Annotated in this window: 14 protein-coding genes; 5 read left to right on the top strand and 9 right to left on the bottom strand. The window is 73.1% G+C overall.

The genetic code is table 11. The annotated features are described in order from the left end of the window. The first annotated feature begins 7 nt into the window (after window positions 1–7). Window positions 8–1,633 carry an FAD-dependent oxidoreductase gene (locus CRP52_RS03335; RefSeq protein WP_097235006.1) on the top strand — a complete coding sequence of 542 codons (1,626 nt, stop codon included), beginning with the start codon at window positions 8–10 and terminating at the stop codon, window positions 1,631–1,633. Between the two features lie 85 nt (window positions 1,634–1,718). Here the strand turns inward: CRP52_RS03335 and CRP52_RS03330 are convergent, their stop codons facing one another. Next, a complete protein-coding gene (locus CRP52_RS03330) occupies window positions 1,719–3,380 on the bottom strand; it encodes an APC family permease (RefSeq protein ID WP_097235005.1) in 1,662 nt (553 codons plus the stop codon). Window positions 3,381–3,885: 505 nt separating this feature from the next. Here CRP52_RS03330 and CRP52_RS03325 point away from each other — a divergent pair. Then, window positions 3,886–4,788 (top strand): EamA family transporter, encoded by a 903-nt coding sequence (locus CRP52_RS03325; protein WP_097235004.1) that lies wholly within the window; start codon window positions 3,886–3,888, stop codon window positions 4,786–4,788. A 58-nt stretch (window positions 4,789–4,846) separates the two neighbouring features. On the opposite strand, the gene CRP52_RS03320 is transcribed toward CRP52_RS03325, so the two are convergent. Continuing rightward, window positions 4,847–5,089, bottom strand: a complete 243-nt coding sequence (locus tag CRP52_RS03320) for a hypothetical protein (RefSeq protein ID WP_218893061.1) — start codon at window positions 5,087–5,089, stop codon at window positions 4,847–4,849. A 221-nt stretch (window positions 5,090–5,310) separates the two neighbouring features. On the opposite strand from CRP52_RS03320, the gene CRP52_RS03315 reads away from it, so the two are divergent. After that, entirely contained in the window at window positions 5,311–5,571 is a 261-nt protein-coding gene (locus tag CRP52_RS03315) for a hypothetical protein (RefSeq protein ID WP_143685640.1), read from the top strand. A 27-nt stretch (window positions 5,572–5,598) separates the two neighbouring features. On the opposite strand, the gene CRP52_RS03310 is transcribed toward CRP52_RS03315, so the two are convergent. Next, on the bottom strand, window positions 5,599–5,940 hold the full coding sequence (locus CRP52_RS03310; protein WP_097235001.1) for a hypothetical protein: 342 nt from the start codon (window positions 5,938–5,940) through the stop codon (window positions 5,599–5,601). After that, window positions 5,937–6,239, bottom strand: coding sequence for an SAV_915 family protein (locus CRP52_RS03305; RefSeq protein ID WP_097235000.1), 303 nt, complete (start codon window positions 6,237–6,239; stop codon window positions 5,937–5,939). Before CRP52_RS03305 ends, CRP52_RS03310 begins: the two co-directional genes overlap by 4 nt. Window positions 6,240–6,606: 367 nt before the next feature. On the opposite strand from CRP52_RS03305, the gene CRP52_RS03300 reads away from it, so the two are divergent. Continuing rightward, window positions 6,607–8,829, top strand: coding sequence for an NADP-dependent isocitrate dehydrogenase (locus CRP52_RS03300; protein ID WP_097234999.1), 2,223 nt, complete (start codon window positions 6,607–6,609; stop codon window positions 8,827–8,829). A gap of 175 nt (window positions 8,830–9,004) precedes the next feature. Here the strand turns inward: CRP52_RS03300 and CRP52_RS03295 are convergent, their stop codons facing one another. Beyond that, window positions 9,005–9,976: a cytochrome c oxidase assembly protein gene (locus tag CRP52_RS03295; protein ID WP_097234998.1), complete on the bottom strand. Its 972-nt coding sequence runs from the start codon at window positions 9,974–9,976 to the stop codon at window positions 9,005–9,007. 221 nt (window positions 9,977–10,197) lie between these two features. On the opposite strand from CRP52_RS03295, the gene CRP52_RS03290 reads away from it, so the two are divergent. Further along, on the top strand, window positions 10,198–11,154 hold the full coding sequence (locus tag CRP52_RS03290) for an NAD-dependent epimerase/dehydratase family protein (protein WP_097234997.1): 957 nt from the start codon (window positions 10,198–10,200) through the stop codon (window positions 11,152–11,154). 84 nt (window positions 11,155–11,238) lie between these two features. Here CRP52_RS03290 and CRP52_RS03285 read toward each other — a convergent pair whose 3' ends face one another. From CRP52_RS03285 to CRP52_RS03270, 4 genes are all read right to left on the bottom strand, one after another. After that, on the bottom strand, window positions 11,239–12,264 hold the full coding sequence (locus CRP52_RS03285; RefSeq protein WP_097234996.1) for a 6-phosphofructokinase: 1,026 nt from the start codon (window positions 12,262–12,264) through the stop codon (window positions 11,239–11,241). 352 nt (window positions 12,265–12,616) lie between these two features. Continuing rightward, window positions 12,617–13,345, bottom strand: a complete 729-nt coding sequence (locus tag CRP52_RS03280; RefSeq protein WP_097234995.1) for a type 1 glutamine amidotransferase — start codon at window positions 13,343–13,345, stop codon at window positions 12,617–12,619. Between the two features lie 46 nt (window positions 13,346–13,391). Then, complete coding sequence (locus tag CRP52_RS03275) at window positions 13,392–14,654, bottom strand: MurT ligase domain-containing protein (RefSeq protein ID WP_097234994.1); 1,263 nt, start codon at window positions 14,652–14,654, stop codon at window positions 13,392–13,394. Window positions 14,655–14,916: 262 nt separating this feature from the next. Continuing rightward, window positions 14,917–15,615 (bottom strand): GNAT family N-acetyltransferase, encoded by a 699-nt coding sequence (locus CRP52_RS03270; RefSeq protein WP_097234993.1) that lies wholly within the window; start codon window positions 15,613–15,615, stop codon window positions 14,917–14,919. Window positions 15,616–15,631 lie beyond the last annotated feature (16 nt).

Genomic DNA, 15,631 nt, shown 5'->3' with positions numbered 1-15,631 from the left:
GCAATTGATGAATCCGAAGGTTGACGACCGGGTGCCGGTCCTGATCGTGGGCGGCTCGCTGGTCGGGCTGTCGGCCTCGCTCTTCCTCGGCCGGCTCGGGGTCAGACACCTGCTGGTCGAGAAGCACGCCGACACCTCGCATCACCCGCGGGGCCGGGGCAACAACATCCGCACGATGGAGCTGTACCGGGTCGCCGGGATCGAACCGGCCATCCGCGAGGCCGCCTCGGTCCTCGCCCCCAACCACGGCATCCTGCAGGCCCCCTCGCTGACCGGCGCCGAGCAGGAGTGGCTGTTCCGCGAGATCGACCCGGGTGGCCGGCTGGCCCGCTTCAGCCCCAGCTCCTGGTGCCTGTGCAGCCAGAACGACGTGGAGCCGGTGCTGCTGCGCGCGACCCGCGAGCTGGGCGGGGACGTGCGCTTCAGCACCGAGCTGGTCTCCTTCGAGCAGGACGACGAGGGCGTCACCTCGGTCCTGCGCAGCCGGGAGAACGGCGAGGAGCGGGTGGTGCGCTCGCAGTTCCTGATCGCGGCGGACGGCCCGCGCAGCCCGGTCCGCGAGCGCCTGGGCATCGGCCAGAGCGGCAAGGGCGAGCTGTTCCACAACGTCAGCATCACCTTCCGGGCGAAGCGCCTGGCAGAGGTCGTCGGCGACCGGCACTTCATCGCCTGCTACCTGACCAACCCGGAGGCCGACGGCGCGCTGCTGCCGGTGGACAACCAGGAGGAGTGGGTCTTCCACGCGCCCTGGCACCCCGAGCACGGCGAGCCGCTGGAGGCCTTCACCGACGAGCGCTGCGAGCGGCACATCCGCACCGCGGTCGGCCTGCCGGAGCTGGACGTCGAGGTGACCGGCCGGGCACCCTGGCACGCCGCCGAACGGGTGGCCGATCGGTACGGCGTCGGGCGGGTCTTCCTCGCCGGGGACTCCGCCCACGAGATGTCCCCGACCGGTGCGTTCGGCTCCAACACCGGCATCCAGGACGCCCACAACCTGGCCTGGAAGCTCGCCGCCGTGCTCTGCGGCTGGGCCGGGCCGAGGCTGCTGGAGACGTACGGGCAGGAGCGCCGCCCGGTCGCCCGGGTGACCAGTGAGCGGGCCTCGGCCCGCTCCGCCGAGCACAGCCACCCGGGCTACGCGGTGGTGCCGGGCGTCGGCCGGCAGGCCGGGGTGCTCGCGGTGGCGCTGGGCTACCGCTACCCGGTGGGTGCGGTGGTCGGGGCCGACCGGGAGGGCGCCGTCGTCCCCGAGAAGTTCGAGTCGGCGGGCGAGCCGGGCAGCCGGGCCCCGCACCAGTGGCTGCTGCGGGCGGGGGTGCGGCTGTCCACGCTGGACCTGTACGAGCAGGCGATGGTGCTGCTCACCGGACCCGAGGGCGGCGCCTGGCAGGCGGGCGCCCGGCGGGCGGCGGACCGGCTGGCCGTCCCGCTGGACGCCTACCGGATCGGTGACGGCGCCGAGGACGACCTGGCCCCGGAGCCGGGCACGGACTTCGCCGCCCTGCACGGGATCGGCCCGGAGGGAGCGGTTCTGGTCCGTCCGGACGGCTTCGTCGCCTGGCGCTCGCCCGGCCCGGTCCTGGACCCGGAGCAGGAGGTCGCCACGGTGCTGCGGACGGTGCTCGCCCTCTGAGGGCCGGTCCTCGGCATGCGGAAGGGCCCGCCGGTCGTCGTGCGACGACCGGCGGGCCCTTCGGTGCTTCGGTACTCAGGGGGTGTCAGTGACCGCCCGCGTCGACCACCTCGACGTCGGCGACCTCCCGCTCGATGGCCTCGGCGGGCAGGGCGACCCGGATCGCCCAGAAGTAGATGGCCAGCGCGAACACCGCGACCAGGGCCATGTCGTACCACATCGGGATCCGGCCGGCGCCGTCACCGAAGCCGCCCTGCCAGGAGATCAGGCCGAGGCCCAGCAGGTAGACCGGCAGCCACTGGGCGGACTTCCAGCTCAGCCGGGGCGCGTTCGGCAGGCCCTTGCGGGTGGCGTACCAGGCGTAGCTGCCGAGCAGGCCGTAGCCGAGCACGATCGCCATGCCCAGGCGGGACAGGGTGTGCCAGCCGGACCAGTAGATGATCAGGCTGGAGACCACGAACGCGGCCGGGGAGATGATCTCACCGAAGGGCAGCCGGTAGGAGCGCTCGCGGTCGGGCAGCCGGCGGCGCAGCGCGCCGAAGGCGAGCGGCGCGCCGGCGTACATCAGCACGCTGGCGGAGGTGATGAAGCCGACCAGCTCCTGCCAGCTCGGGAAGGGCAGGAAGCAGATCACGCCGGTGATGAACGACATGACCAGGCCGAACCACGGCACGCCGTTCTTGTCCAGCTTCTCGAACTGCTGCGGCGCGTAGCCGTTCTTGCTCAGGCCGTAGGAGATGCGGGAGGTGGAGGTGGTGTAGATCAGGCCGGTGCCGCCGGGGGAGACGATGGCGTCGAAGTACAGCACCCAGGAGAGCCAGCCGAGGCCGACCAGGGTGGCGAGGCCGGCGAACGGACCCTCGATGCCCGGGAAGTCGAGCTTGTCCCAGCCGTTGACGAAGGAGCTGACCGGCAGCGAGCCGATGAAGGCGACCTGCAGCAGGACGTAGATCAGGGTGCCGATGGCGACCGAGCCCAGCACGGCGCGGGGGATGTCGCGCTTGGGGTTGCGGCTCTCACCGGAGATCTGGATGGCCTGCTCGAAGCCGAGCAGCGCGAAGATGATGCCGCTGGAGCTGATCGCGGCGAGCACGCCCTTGGCACCGAACGGCGCGAAGCCGTGCGAGGTGAAGTTGGAGGCGTGGAAGTTGGTGATCGACAGCGCCAGGATCGTGAGCAGCGGGACGCCGATCTTGAGCCAGGTCGCGATCGAGTTGGTGGCCGCCAGGACCCGCACACCGAGGAAGTTGACCGCGACGAAGACAGCCATCAGCAGGACCGCGACGATGAAGCCGCTGGTGGTGAGGGTGCCGTTGGCGTTCAGGAAGCTCTTGGCGAACTGCCAGTGGCCCGCGTAGCCGATCATCGCCTCGACCTCGATCGGGGCGACGGTGGCGGCCTGGAGCCAGGAGAACCAGCCGAAGGACATGCCGGCGAGGCCGCCGAAGGCGTAGTGCGGGTAGCGCGCGGTGCCACCGGCGACCGGGAACATCCCGCCGAGCTCGGCGTGCACGAAGGCGAGCAGCACGATCGCGACGGCGCCGATGCCCCAGGAGAGGAGGGCCGCCGGTCCGGCGGCGACGACGGCGTTCTTCGCGCCGAACAGCCAGCCGGAGCCGATGATCGAGCCGACCGAGGCCCACATGAGGCCGATGAGGCCCACGTGGCGCTTGAGCGACCGGTTGGTGGTGCCGGATTCGGCGCCGGTGCTCTGTCCGGGCGGCGAGATCTGGTTGAGGGAAGCCATGGGCGATCTCTCTGTGTGTGGGGGCTCCGGGGTGGGGAGCGCGGAGAGTTGCCACACAGTAGGGCTATTCATAGAGCTCTGCACAGATTTCATTACTGAATGTTTACTTTCTTTACCTGATATCCCTGCAGGTAGGCGGCATTCTGTTCAGTTGTCTGTTACGTGACTGGCCAGTAGGTTCAGCATTTGAGCGCGAATTGAGCTTCGCCGTTCCCTCGGGCACCATTGACCACCCCGCCCGATCATAGGGATGGCCGGAATCGCATAGTCATCCCGATGGATGTAAACGGCAATCGATCGAGGGGCGTCCGTGGGGCGCCGGCTCGCGATCGCCCGCGCGTAGGATCGACCCCGTGCGTCTCGTGATCCTTCCCCCGCCGACCCGCTAGCGGGCGGCCCACTCCACCCACCCCGGCCCGGCGGACGCCGCCCACACCCGGGGCGATGACTGCCGCCCGCGTACCCCAGCGGACCCGACCGGCATCTCATCGTGGAGTACCGACGCATGACCTCGTACGCTGCCGTGCCCTTCCGGCACGGCCTGTTGTCCATTTCCGCCGCCGCCGTCGCCTGGGGCGTGGGCGGGGCGGTGGCCGCGCTGCTGATGCGCACCAGCGGCCTCGGCCCGGTGGCCGTCTCCTGCTGGCGCTTCGGAGTCGCGGCGCTCTGCCTGGCCCTGCTGCCGACCGGCGGCGAAGCCCGGGCCGGACGGGGCGCCGTCCGGCGGGGCTCCGCCGGGTGGGGCCCCGCTCGGTGGGGCTCCGCCGTGCTGACCGGGCTGGGGCTGGCGATCAGCCAGTGCGCCTACTTCGGCTCCGTGCACTACGCGGGCCTGGGGCTGGGCACCCTGATCACCATCGGCGCCGGCCCCGTGCTCACCGGGCTCGGCGCCCACCTGCTGCTCGGCGAACGGCTGACCGGGCGTGCGCTCGGCGCGGTCGCCCTGGCGCTGGCGGGCCTCACCCTGCTGGTCGCCGCCCCGGCGGCCGGCCCGCGCCCGCTCCTGGGTGCGGCCCTGGCCGTCCTCGCGGGCGCCGGCCAGAGCGGCCTCACCCTCTGGGCCCGCGGCGGCGGCTCGGCCCGGGCCGGCACCGGCGCCTTCACCACCGGCCTGCTCTGCCTGCTCCCGCTCGCGGCCGTCCAGGGCGTCCTGCCGACGGCCGGGGAACCGGCGGTGACCGGGGCCGCGCTGCTCTTCCTCGGCACCGTGCCCACGCTGCTCGCCTACCGCTGGTACTTCACCGGGCTGACGGCCGTCCCGGGCACGACAGCCTCGGTGCTGGTGCTGCTGGAGCCGGCGACCGCGGCGGTGATCGGCGTGCTGTTCCTCGGCGAGCCGGTCACGGCCGGCCTGCTGGCCGGCTCGGCGCTGCTGCTCGCGGCGATCGCGGCGCTGGCCCGCGGCTAGGGCCCGGCCGGGCCGCATCCGCGGGGGCGTTCCGCCTCTGCGGATGCGGCCCGCCGGGTCAGATGGTCCAGTCGATCGGGTAGTTGACGATCGGGGTGAACGTCACGCCGACCGCTTCCGCCTCCCCGCGGGCATCGACCACCATCTCCTTGAGGTGGTCCAACTGCCGCGCGTGCTCCACGGAGTCCCAGACGCTGACGTGGACGGCCGAGCCCTCCGGTGAGACGCCCGCGTAGAAGTGGATGAGCCCCGGAAGCCGCTGGATGGCCGGAATCAGGTAGGCCGAGGTCCTCGTGTTCATCGCGTGGACCTCCTCGAACCGGCTCGGGTCGAAGGTCGCGCGCGAAAGGCGGACATGGGCGGTTGTCGGCAACGGCTCGGTCATGGTGATCCCCCAGCGTCGATGAGTGACGTGCCGAGCCGGATCATAGGTGTCGAGGCGCGACGGGCGCAGGCGTCGTGGCCACCCGGGCGGGCGTCCTGTGGTCGCAGTGGGCGGGCGGCCGTGCTGGGGTGGTCGGCATGAAGCGCTCACACCTGGCCCGGGTGGCCGCCACGACCGCCTCCGTCCTCCTGTTCGCCCTCGCCGCCGGTGCCGCGGCCGCCGCCGCTGCTCCGGCGGCGGTGACCGGGCTCCGCGATGTCACCGCCGAGCAGTGCCGGGGCGCGGGCGGACACGTCGAGGGCAGCGGCTACTGCGTCGACGCGGTCGGCGAGGACGTCTGGGGCCAGCCAGTCGACGGCCAGGCGATCAACCCGGACCCGCGCCCCGGGCAGGAGTGACTTTCGGGCCCTCGGGCCGGGCACGTCTCAGGGCACCGGCCGCAGGGTCACCGGGGCCGGGGTGAGGGCGCGCAGGACCAGGTCGATGCGGACCCTGGCGGCGCCCGCACGGTGCAGGGCGGCGGCGACGGCCCGTAACTCCGGGAGGCCGGTGCAGGCGAGGCGGAGTTCCAGGTCGACCTCGCCGGCCAGCGCCAGGCCGCTCTGGACGGCCGGGAACTCGGCGGCGAGCCGGTCGAAGTCGAGCGGCACCGGGCCGTAGCTGACCCGGGCGATCGCGTGCAGGGCCCGGGCCGGCCGGGGCCGACCCTCCGGGGCCGGACCGCCCGGGAGCAGACCGCCCGGAAGGAGATGGAGCGGGGCGCTCACCGGTGCTGGAGCTGTGCGGTCGGGGCCGGGGCGAGCGGTGCGGCCGGGGCGGCGGGCGGGGCGACCAACCGGGGGTCCAGGACGAGGGAGTCGACCCCGAGCGGGGCGGTGAGCCCGCGCAGGGCGGGTTCGCCGAGTTCGGTGTACGCCTGGTCCGGTCCGAGGAGGGCGGCGAGGGCTTCGGGGCTGGAGAATCCGACCGCGCAGCGGCGGCCGTCGCGCAGGCGGAAGAGGCGGAGTGCGGTGGTGCTTCCGGTGCCGGAGGCGGTGACCGGAACGTGCCAGACGACGCGGGCCATGCGAATGCTCCCGAGTGGGGTGGTGGTGCCTGCCGGAACTGCTGTCTCGACGCTAGGGCGGCCCGCCCCTGGCGTCTGCGGTCCTGACGCAGCGTTGACCGAATGGGGTGGTGCGTTGACGCACTCCTGACGTTCGGCTCACCCGACCGGACTACACCACTGCCCGGGGGCGCTCGGTTTGCCCCGCGCTCCACCTCGGACGACCGTGGAGTTGGCCCCGCCCGCGTGCGCAGTGCGCCCCGCCCCGCGGCCGCCGGAGCGCCCCCGGCGGGACCGGCGCACGCTCCGGGGCGGGGGGAGGTGGAGCGAGGGGCCCGGGACGAGATATCTTGACGTCAAGACGTTGGAGACGTGAAGCGGAGTACCGATGACTGACTCGACCATCATCTATACGCACACCGACGAGGCTCCGGCCCTGGCGACCTACTCGTTCCTGCCGGTCGTCCAGGCCTACGCCTCGACCGCGGGTGTACGGGTGGAGACCCGCGACATCTCCCTGGCCGGGCGGATCATCGCGAGCTTCCCGGAGCGTCTGACCGAGGCCCAGCGGATCGGCGACGCCCTGTCCGAGCTGGGTGACCTGGCCAAGACCCCGAGCGCCAACATCATCAAGCTGCCGAACATCTCGGCCTCCGTGCCGCAGCTGAAGGCCGCCATCGCCGAGCTGCAGGCCCAGGGCTACGCCCTGCCGGACTACCCGGACGACCCGCAGACCGACGAGGACAAGGACGTCCGCGCCCGTTACGACAAGGTCAAGGGCAGCGCCGTCAACCCGGTCCTGCGCGAGGGCAACTCGGACCGCCGCGCCCCGCAGTCGGTCAAGAACTACGCCAAGACCCACCCGCACCGCATGGGCGCCTGGACGGCCGACTCCAAGACCAACGTCGCCACCATGGGCCGGAACGACTTCGCGAGCACCGAGAAGTCCACCGTGATCGCCGCCGACGGCGCCCTGCGCATCGAGCTGCTGGGCGAGGACGGCACCACCACCGTGCTGCGCGAGAAGGTGCCGGTGCTGGCCGGCGAGGTCGTCGACGCCTCCGTGATGCGCGCCGCCGCCCTGAACGAGTTCCTGGCCGCCCAGGTGGCCCGCGCCAAGGCCGAGGGCGTGCTGTTCTCGGTGCACCTCAAGGCCACCATGATGAAGGTCTCCGACCCGATCATCTTCGGCCACGTCGTGCGCGCCTTCTTCCCGAAGACCTTCGCGAAGTACGGCGAGGTCCTCGTCGCCGCCGGTCTGAACCCGAACAACGGCCTCGGCGGCATCCTGGCCGGCCTCGACAACGTGCCGCACCTGGGCGCCGAGATCAAGGCCTCCTTCGAGGCCGAGCTGGCCGAGGGCCCGGCCCTGGCCATGGTCGACTCCGACAAGGGCATCACCAACCTGCACGTGCCGAGCGACGTCATCGTCGACGCCTCGATGCCGGCCATGATCCGCACCTCCGGCCACATGTGGGGCCCGGACGGCCAGGAGGCCGACACCCTCGCCGTGCTGCCGGACAGCAGCTACGCCGGCGTGTACCAGGCCGTCATCGACGACTGCCGCGCCAACGGCGCCCTCGACCCGGCCACCATCGGCTCGGTGCCGAACGTCGGCCTGATGGCGCAGAAGGCCGAGGAGTACGGCTCGCACGACAAGACCTTCGAGATCGCGGCCGCGGGCACCGTCCGCCTGGTCGACACCGAGGGCAACGTGGTGCTGGAGCAGGCCGTCCAGCCGGGCGACATCTTCCGCGCCTGCCAGACCAAGGACCTGCCGATCCAGGACTGGGTCAAGCTGGCCGTCACCCGCGCCCGCGCCACCGGCGACCCGGCGGTGTTCTGGCTGGACGAGAACCGCGCCCACGACGCCGTGCTGATCGAGAAGGTCAAGCGGTACCTGCCGGAGCACGACACCACCGGCCTGCAGATCGAGATCAAGTCCCCGGTCGAGGCCACCACCTTCTCGCTGGAGCGCATCCGCCGCGGCGAGAACACCATCTCGGTGACCGGTAACGTCCTGCGCGACTACCTGACCGACCTGTTCCCGATCCTGGAGCTGGGCACCAGCGCCAAGATGCTGTCGGTCGTCCCGCTGATGGCGGGCGGCGGCCTGTTCGAGACCGGCGCCGGTGGCTCCGCCCCGAAGCACGTCCAGCAGCTGGTCAAGGAGAACTACCTGCGCTGGGACAGCCTGGGCGAGTTCTTCGCGCTGGCCGCCAGCTTCGAGCACCTGGCCACCACCACCGGCAACGCCCGCGCCCAGGTGCTGGCCGACACCCTGGACCGCGCCACCGGTACCTTCCTCAACGAGGACAAGTCGCCGAGCCGCCGCCTCGGTGGCATCGACAACCGCGGCAGCCACTTCTACCTGGCCACCTACTGGGCCCAGGAGCTGGCCAAGCAGACCGCCGACGCCGAGCTGGCCCAGGCCTTCGCGGGCCTGGCCGAGGCGCTGACCTCGCAGGAGCAGGTCATCGTGGACGAGCTGATCGCCGTCCAGGGCTCGCCGGTCGACCTCGGCGGCTACTACCAGCCGGACCCGGCCAAGGCCGCCGCCGTGATGCGTCCGTCCAAGACCTTCAACGAGGCGCTCGCCAACCTCGGCTGACCCAGGCCGGGCTGAACCACCGGGAGGCCCCCGGGTCCGTCACCGCGGACCCGGGGGCCTCCTCGTGCCGGTCGGTACGACCGCAGACGGCGGAACCCCCGTTCCGTCGGCGGAACGGGGGTTCTCGGGAACGGGGGTTCCGGGTGGTCCCGGGCGCCGGTGACCCTTGCCGGGCTCAGCCCGCCTCGGCCGCGCCCGGGCGCCGGTCGCGCTTGTGCAGCGAGGCCAGGTAGGCGTTGTACGCCTCGAGCTCGGCGTCGCCGGAACGGTCCTCGGCGCGGTCACGGCGGCGGGCCTGCCGCTGCTCGGAGCCCATCCACTGGTAGACCAGGGCGATCAGCACGATCGCGGTCGGGATCTCGCCGAACGCCCAGGTGATCCCGCCGGCCAGCTTCTGGTCCTCCAGCAGGTCCGTCCCGGGCGGCGCGCCCTCCGCGGTGAAGGTGGTGACCAGCGGGTGGGCGGCCATCATCACCGCCACGCCGAAGAACGCGTGGAACGGCATCCCCATGAACAGCTCGATGATCCGCAGCACGTGGCCGGGGCGGTGCGGGCCCGGATCCACGCCCATGATCGGCCAGAAGAAGGCCAGGCCGGTGAGGAGGAAGTGCACCATCATGGCGATGTGCCCGAGGCGGTACTGCATCAGGAAGTCGAACAGCGGGGTGAAGTAGACCCCGTACAGGCTCGCGATGAACAGCGGGATGGTGAACGCCGGGTGCGAGACGATCCGGACGTACCGGCTGTGCAGCAGCGCCACCAGCAGCTCGCGCGGCCCGCGCGGGCGGCCCTTGCCGGCCGGGCGCAGAGCCCGCAGCGCCAGGGTGATCGGGGCGCCCAGCAGCAGCAGGATCGGCGTCAGCATGGAGAGCACCATGTGCTGGATCATGTGCGCGCTGAACAGCACCATGCCGTAGTCGTTCAGCCCGCTGCAGGTCACCAGCAGCAGGGTGGCGACGCCGGCCGCCCAGCCGACCATCCGGCCGACCGGCCAGCGGTCGCCGCGCCGGTACAGCCGGACCACGCCCGCCGCGTAGAGCCCCAGGAGGACCAGGCCGCCGATCAGGAACACCCAGTCCGGGGACCAGGTCCAGACGTTGGAGAAGGTGAACGGGCCTAGCCGGGTCATCCCGCCGTGGTGGTGCATTCCTGACATTCCGTCGCCCATCGGCGGGTCCTGCTTTCCGTCCTGGTGGTCCCCGGTGGGGTCCGGTTCGCCCGTTTTGCTTGGCATACAGCCTAGGTGGGCCTTACCTCGGGCCCTGCCCCCACCCCCTCCGTACGGGTGTCCCCTCCCGTTCTCCCCCCGTCGGCCGGTCGGTTTCCCGCTGGCTAGACTGGCCGGTTGGTCGGCAGGGAGGGCCAGTCATGGCAGCGGAACAGGGAGCTGCGGCGGGGACCACGGTCGCGCTGACCGGCGCGACCGGCTTCATCGGCTCCGAGGTGCTGGCGGCCCTCCGGGCGCGCGGCGCACGGGTACGGGCACTGGCCCGCAGGGTGCCGGAGGGTGCCCGTCCCGGCACCGTCTGGGTGCCGGGCGACCTCGCCGACGCGACGGCGCTGGCGGACCTCTGCGAGGGCGCCGGGGTGCTGGTCCACCTGGCCTCCCGGGTCGACGGCCGCACCGAGGAGTGCGAGGCGGTCAACGTGCGGGGCGCGGCCGCGGTGATGGCCGCCGCCACCCGCGCCGGGGTGCCCCGGATCGTCCACCTCTCGACCTCGGCCGTGTACGGGGAGGGCCCGCACGCGGGCATCGAGGTCGACGAGGTGCGGCCCGCCCCGCTGTCCGAGGCCAGCCGCACCCGGCTGCTCGGCGAGCGCCACGCCCTGGCGGCCGGCGCCTGCGTGCTGCGCCCCGGGCTGGTGACCGGGACGGGCGACCGCTGGGTGGTGCCCGCCCTGGCCGAGCTGGTCCGCCGGGTGCCGGGCCGCTGGGAGGGCGGCGAGGCCCGGATCTCGCTGGTGGACCGCACCGATCTGGCCCGGCTGATCACCGCGCTCGCCCTGGACGGCCGGGGCGCCCCGCCCGGCGTCCACCACGCCTCCCACCCCGAGCCGGTCCGCAGCGGCGACCTGATCGCCGCGCTGGCCGCGCTCGGGCTGCTGCCCGTGCCGGACGGCCCGGACCTGCCGTGGGAGGAGTGCCGCCGGCTGCTGGCGGCCGCCCCCGGCCAGGTGTCCGAGCGCCAGTTCGCCCTGATCGCCCGCGACCACTGGTACCGCAGCGAGGCCGTCTGGCGCCTGGCCGCCTGCCCGCCCGGCCCCGGCCCGCTCGCCCGCCTCCCGCAGGCCACGGCCTGGTACCGCGCGGCGCTCGGCAGCTGAAGGCGCCTGGCGCACGTGCGAAGGCCCCCGGACCGTGGGGCGGGAGTCCGGGGGCCTTCGGCGGGCGGGCAGGGCGAGAGGCGGTCAGAGGACCGTCTCGGCCTCCAGGTAGCGCTCCTGCGGGACGGTCTTCAGCTCGGCGACCGCCTCGGCCAGCGGGACCAGGTTGATGTTGGTGCCCTGCAGTGCGGTGATGTGCCCGAAGGCGCCCTTGTGGACGGCCTCGACGGCGTGCCAGCCGAAGCGGGTGGCGAGGACCCGGTCGTAGGCGGTGGGGGTGCCGCCGCGCTGGGTGTGGCCGAGGATGACCGGGCGGGCCTCCTTGCCGAGGCGGTGCTCCAGTTCGCGGGAGAGCTGGGTGGCGATGCCGGTGAACCGCTCGTGGCCGTAGATGTCCTTGGTGCCCTCCTCCCAGTGCATGGTGCCGGGTTCGGGCTTGGCGCCCTCGGCGCAGACCACGATGGCGAACTTCTTCTGCCGGTCGAAGCGTTCGCGGACGACGGCGGTGAGCTTGTCGATGTGGAAGGGGCGCTCCGGGACGACGATGGCGTGCGCGCCGGCCGCCATGCCCGCGTTCAGCGCGATCCAGCCGGTGTGCCGGCCCATGACCTCGACGACCATGACCCGCTGGTGGGACTCGGCGGTGGTCTTCAGCCGGTCCAGCGCCTCGGTGGCGACCGAGACGGCGGTGTCGAAACCGAAGGTCACGTCGGTGGCGGCGATGTCGTTGTCGATGGTCTTCGGCACGCCGACGATCGGCAGGCCCGCGTCGCTCATCAGCTTGGCGGCCTTGAGGGTGCCCTCGCCGCCGATCGGGATGACCGCGTCGAGGCCGAGGTCGGAGCAGTACTTCTTGGCCCGCTCGACGCCGTCCCGCAGGTGGCTGGGCTGGACGCGGGAGGACCCGAGGATGGTGCCGCCCTGGGCCAGGATGCCGCTCACCGAATCGATGGTCAGGGGGCGGTGGTGGCCCTCCAGGAACCCGCGCCACCCGTCCTCGAACCCGATGATCTCGTCGCCGTGGTCGACCACCCCCCGGTGGACCACGGACCGGATCACCGCGTTCAGGCCGGGGCAGTCACCGCCGCTGGTCAGCACTCCGATACGCATTAGCTTTGCAACTCCCGAGCAGAACCGAGGAAACGGCCGGACTACAGGCTGGGACGACGAGCCGTCACCGCGGCGGGGCGCTCCCGCGCCGGGGTGGCGGGGAGTCGGCCGTGGGGTGAAGGACCGGTCGGTCCGGACAGAACGTCCGAAACCGACCGTGGTGTCGAGCATACGGCCCCTGGTCCGGCCGGGCAGGAGCCGACGCGGGAGCGGCGCCGTCGGCGCCCCCGCGCGGAAGTGCAGCCTGCTGCCGAGGAGGGTGTGCAGTAGGCAGCCCCATTGTCGTACGTCCGGGGCCGCCCGCGGGCCGGGTGACCGCATCGCGGGCACCCGGCCGGGGCGTACGGAGGTACTACTGGGGGCGCGTCGCGGCGGCGATGCGCTCGGCGCGCAGCGCGTCGTACCAGGTGGTGTCCGCCGGCGGCAGGGCGTTGACGTCCAGCGCCAGCTTGATCAGCATGTCGGCCACGGCGGGGTTGCGCGCCAGCACCGGGCCGTGCAGGTAGGTGCCGAAGACGGTGTCCCGCCAGGCGCCCTCGGTGCCGTCGCCGGTGCCGTTGCCCCGGCCGACGGAGACGGTGGCGAAGGGCTGGACGCCCTGGCCGAGGTGGGTGACGCCCTGGTGGTTCTCGAAGCCGGTCAGCTGCGGCAGGCCGAGCCGCGGGTCGACGTCGGCGAGCACGTCGCCGACGCAGCGGGCGCCCTCGCCGCGCTGGGTCCAGACGTCGAGCAGGCCCAGGCCCGGCTCGCGCTCGCCGAGGTCGTTGATGAACTCGTGGCCCATGATCTGGAAGCCCGCGCAGACGCCGAAGATGATCGCGCCGTTCTCGGCGGCCCGCACCAGGCCGGTGTCGGCGCGCAGCCGCTCGGCGGCCAGGCGCTGCGGGCGGTCCTCGCCGCCGCCGATCAGGTAGATGTCGCCGCTGGTGGGGATCGCCTGGTCGGAGCGGACGTCGATCCGGGTCACGTTGAGGTGGCGCTGGCGGGCCCGGCGCTCCACGACCAGGGCGTTGCCCCGGTCGCCGTAGGTGCTGAGCAGGTCCGGGTAGACCCAGACCACGCGCAGGCTGCTCTCACTCATCCTCGAAGGCCTTCCGTCACGTAAAGGTGGGAGTGCGGGCGCGGCATCAGCCGGCCACGACCTTCCGCAGCTGCTGGAAGGCGGTGTAGTTGGCGATGGCCTCGATCCGGCCGGGCGGGGCCATCCGGACGGCCTGCTCCAGGGTGTCCACCACGTGGAACTGGAGCCCGGCGACCTCCAGGCGCACGGCCAGGTCCAGCTTGCGCTGGCCCATCACGAAGACCGGGTGCCCGGCGAGGCGCTCGTAGTCGACGTCCCACAGCCAGGAGGTGTCGGTGCCGTCGGCGTCGAGGGCGTTGACGGAGAGGATCACCGGGGCGGGCGGGCCGTCGATCAGCGAGAAGGTCTCCAGCCAGCCGGCCGGGTTCTTGGCGAGCAGCAGCCGGATGTCGCGGCCCTGGTACTGCACCACGTCGTAGCGGCCGGCCACGGCGGCCACCGAGCGCATCCGCTCCAGGGCGACCTGCGGGGAGACGCCGAACACGGCGGCGACGGCGGCCGAGCTGGTGGCGTTGGCCAGGTTGGCCCGGCCGGGCAGCTGCAGCTGGATCGGCCAGGCGCCGCGCTGAGGGTCGATCACGTGGGTGCCCTGGAGGGCCCAGTGCGGGTTGGGGCGCCGGAAGCCGCAGTCCTGGCAGAACCAGTCGTCGCCGGGGCGCTGCATCACACCGCCGCAGGCGGGGCAGGACCAGGCGTCCTCCTTCCAGGCCTGTCCGGCGGCCACCCAGACCACCTTCTTGCAGGAGGAGGCGGCCCAGGTCACCAGCGGGTCGTCGGCGTTGGCGATGACCACGGCCTCGGTGTTCTGCAGGCCCTCGCGCCACTTCTCGGCCATCATCCGGGTCTCGGCGGCGCGGTCGAGCTGGTCGCGGGAGAGGTTGAGCAGGGCGATCGCCTTGGGGCGGGTGTCGCGGGCGACCATCGCCAGGTACTTCTCGTCGACCTCGATCACGCCGAAGCGGGCCTCGGTGCCGCCCGCCAGGGCGGACGTGATGCCGGCCGGCATGTTGGCGCCCAGGGCGTTGGAGACCACCGGGCCGGCGGCGCGCAGCGCCTCGGCGATCAGGCGGGTGGTGGTGGTCTTGCCGTTGGTCGCGCTGACCAGGACGACGTCGAGGTGGTCGGCGAGGGTGGCGAGCAGGTCGGGGTCGAGCTTGAGGGCGACCTTGCCGCCGATCACCGAGCCGCTCCCGCGTCCGGCCTTGCGCGACACGGCGGCGGCGACCCGGCCGGCCGTGACCGCGATCTTGGCGCGGGCCGGCAGCGAGGCGTCGCGTGCGCCTGTGGGCTCCGATTCGGTGCCTGCCATGCTCAGTGGTTCCTCCTTGCTGCGGCACCACCCGGGTCCGGACAACGGGCCGTCGGGCGGCGGGGACGGGGGTCAGCCTACCGACTCCGTCGCCCGACCGGACGAACCGGACCCCGTGCCGCCTGCCGGGACGCGGCGGTGGGGGCTTCTGACGTTCCGTCAAGGAGGGCCGTGTACGGAGGGAGCCTTCGTTCCTTGACGACGTTCCAGGAGGGCCCCGGGGTTCCGTCGCGCCCCTGGTAAGGATCTGGTGAAGAAATGATCAGCGGCCCGGGTGGTGGGCGTGGGCGACCGGGTCCGCGGCGCCCAGGGAGGCCGTGATCACCAGGGTGCCGCCCTCGGCGCTGAAGTCCAGCGGCGCGGCCAGCCGGCGCATCGCGGCGATCAGACCGGCGTTGGCGGCGTGCGTCAGCGCGTACACCGTCCCGATGCCGGCCGCCCGGGCCGTCGCCGACAGCCGGCGCAGCAGCGCCACCCCCAGGCCGCGCCGCTGCCAGCCGTCCTCGACCAGCACGGCCAGCTCGGCCTCGCCGTCGTCCCACATCAGGTGCCCCAGCGCGAGGATCCGCCCGTCCGGGGCGACCACGGCCAGGCTGCGGCCGTGCCGCGGGTCCAGCAGGTGGTCGAGGTAGCGGTCGGCGTCGCGGACCGGGCCGTGGTAGCGCAACCGCAGCGCGGCGGGGGAGCAGCGGGCGTGCATCGCCAGCGCCGCCGTCTTGTCGGCGGGGCCGGCCGGACGCAGCAGCACCTCGGTCCCGTCCGGCAGGGACAGCCGGGACGGGGCCTGCGGCGCCGGGCCGGCCGGGCGCAGCGACGGCAGGTGCGGCCGGGCGGTCCGGTGCGGGCCGCCGGTGAGCGCGGGCAGCCGGGTGGCCTGGCCGTCGGGCGCCGCGCACCTGCGGTCCGACCTGCGGAAGGGCCGGTGCCAGAGCCGTTCGGGGCGAGTGCGTGATGCCGTCATGCCGCCGACGCTACCG

The sequence above is a fragment of the Streptomyces sp. 1331.2 genome (assembly GCF_900199205.1).
In the GTDB taxonomy this organism is placed as follows: domain Bacteria; phylum Actinomycetota; class Actinomycetes; order Streptomycetales; family Streptomycetaceae; genus Kitasatospora.
The sequence above is the reverse complement of the archived record's forward strand: the minus strand, read 5'-3'. Positions and strand labels throughout refer to the sequence as shown.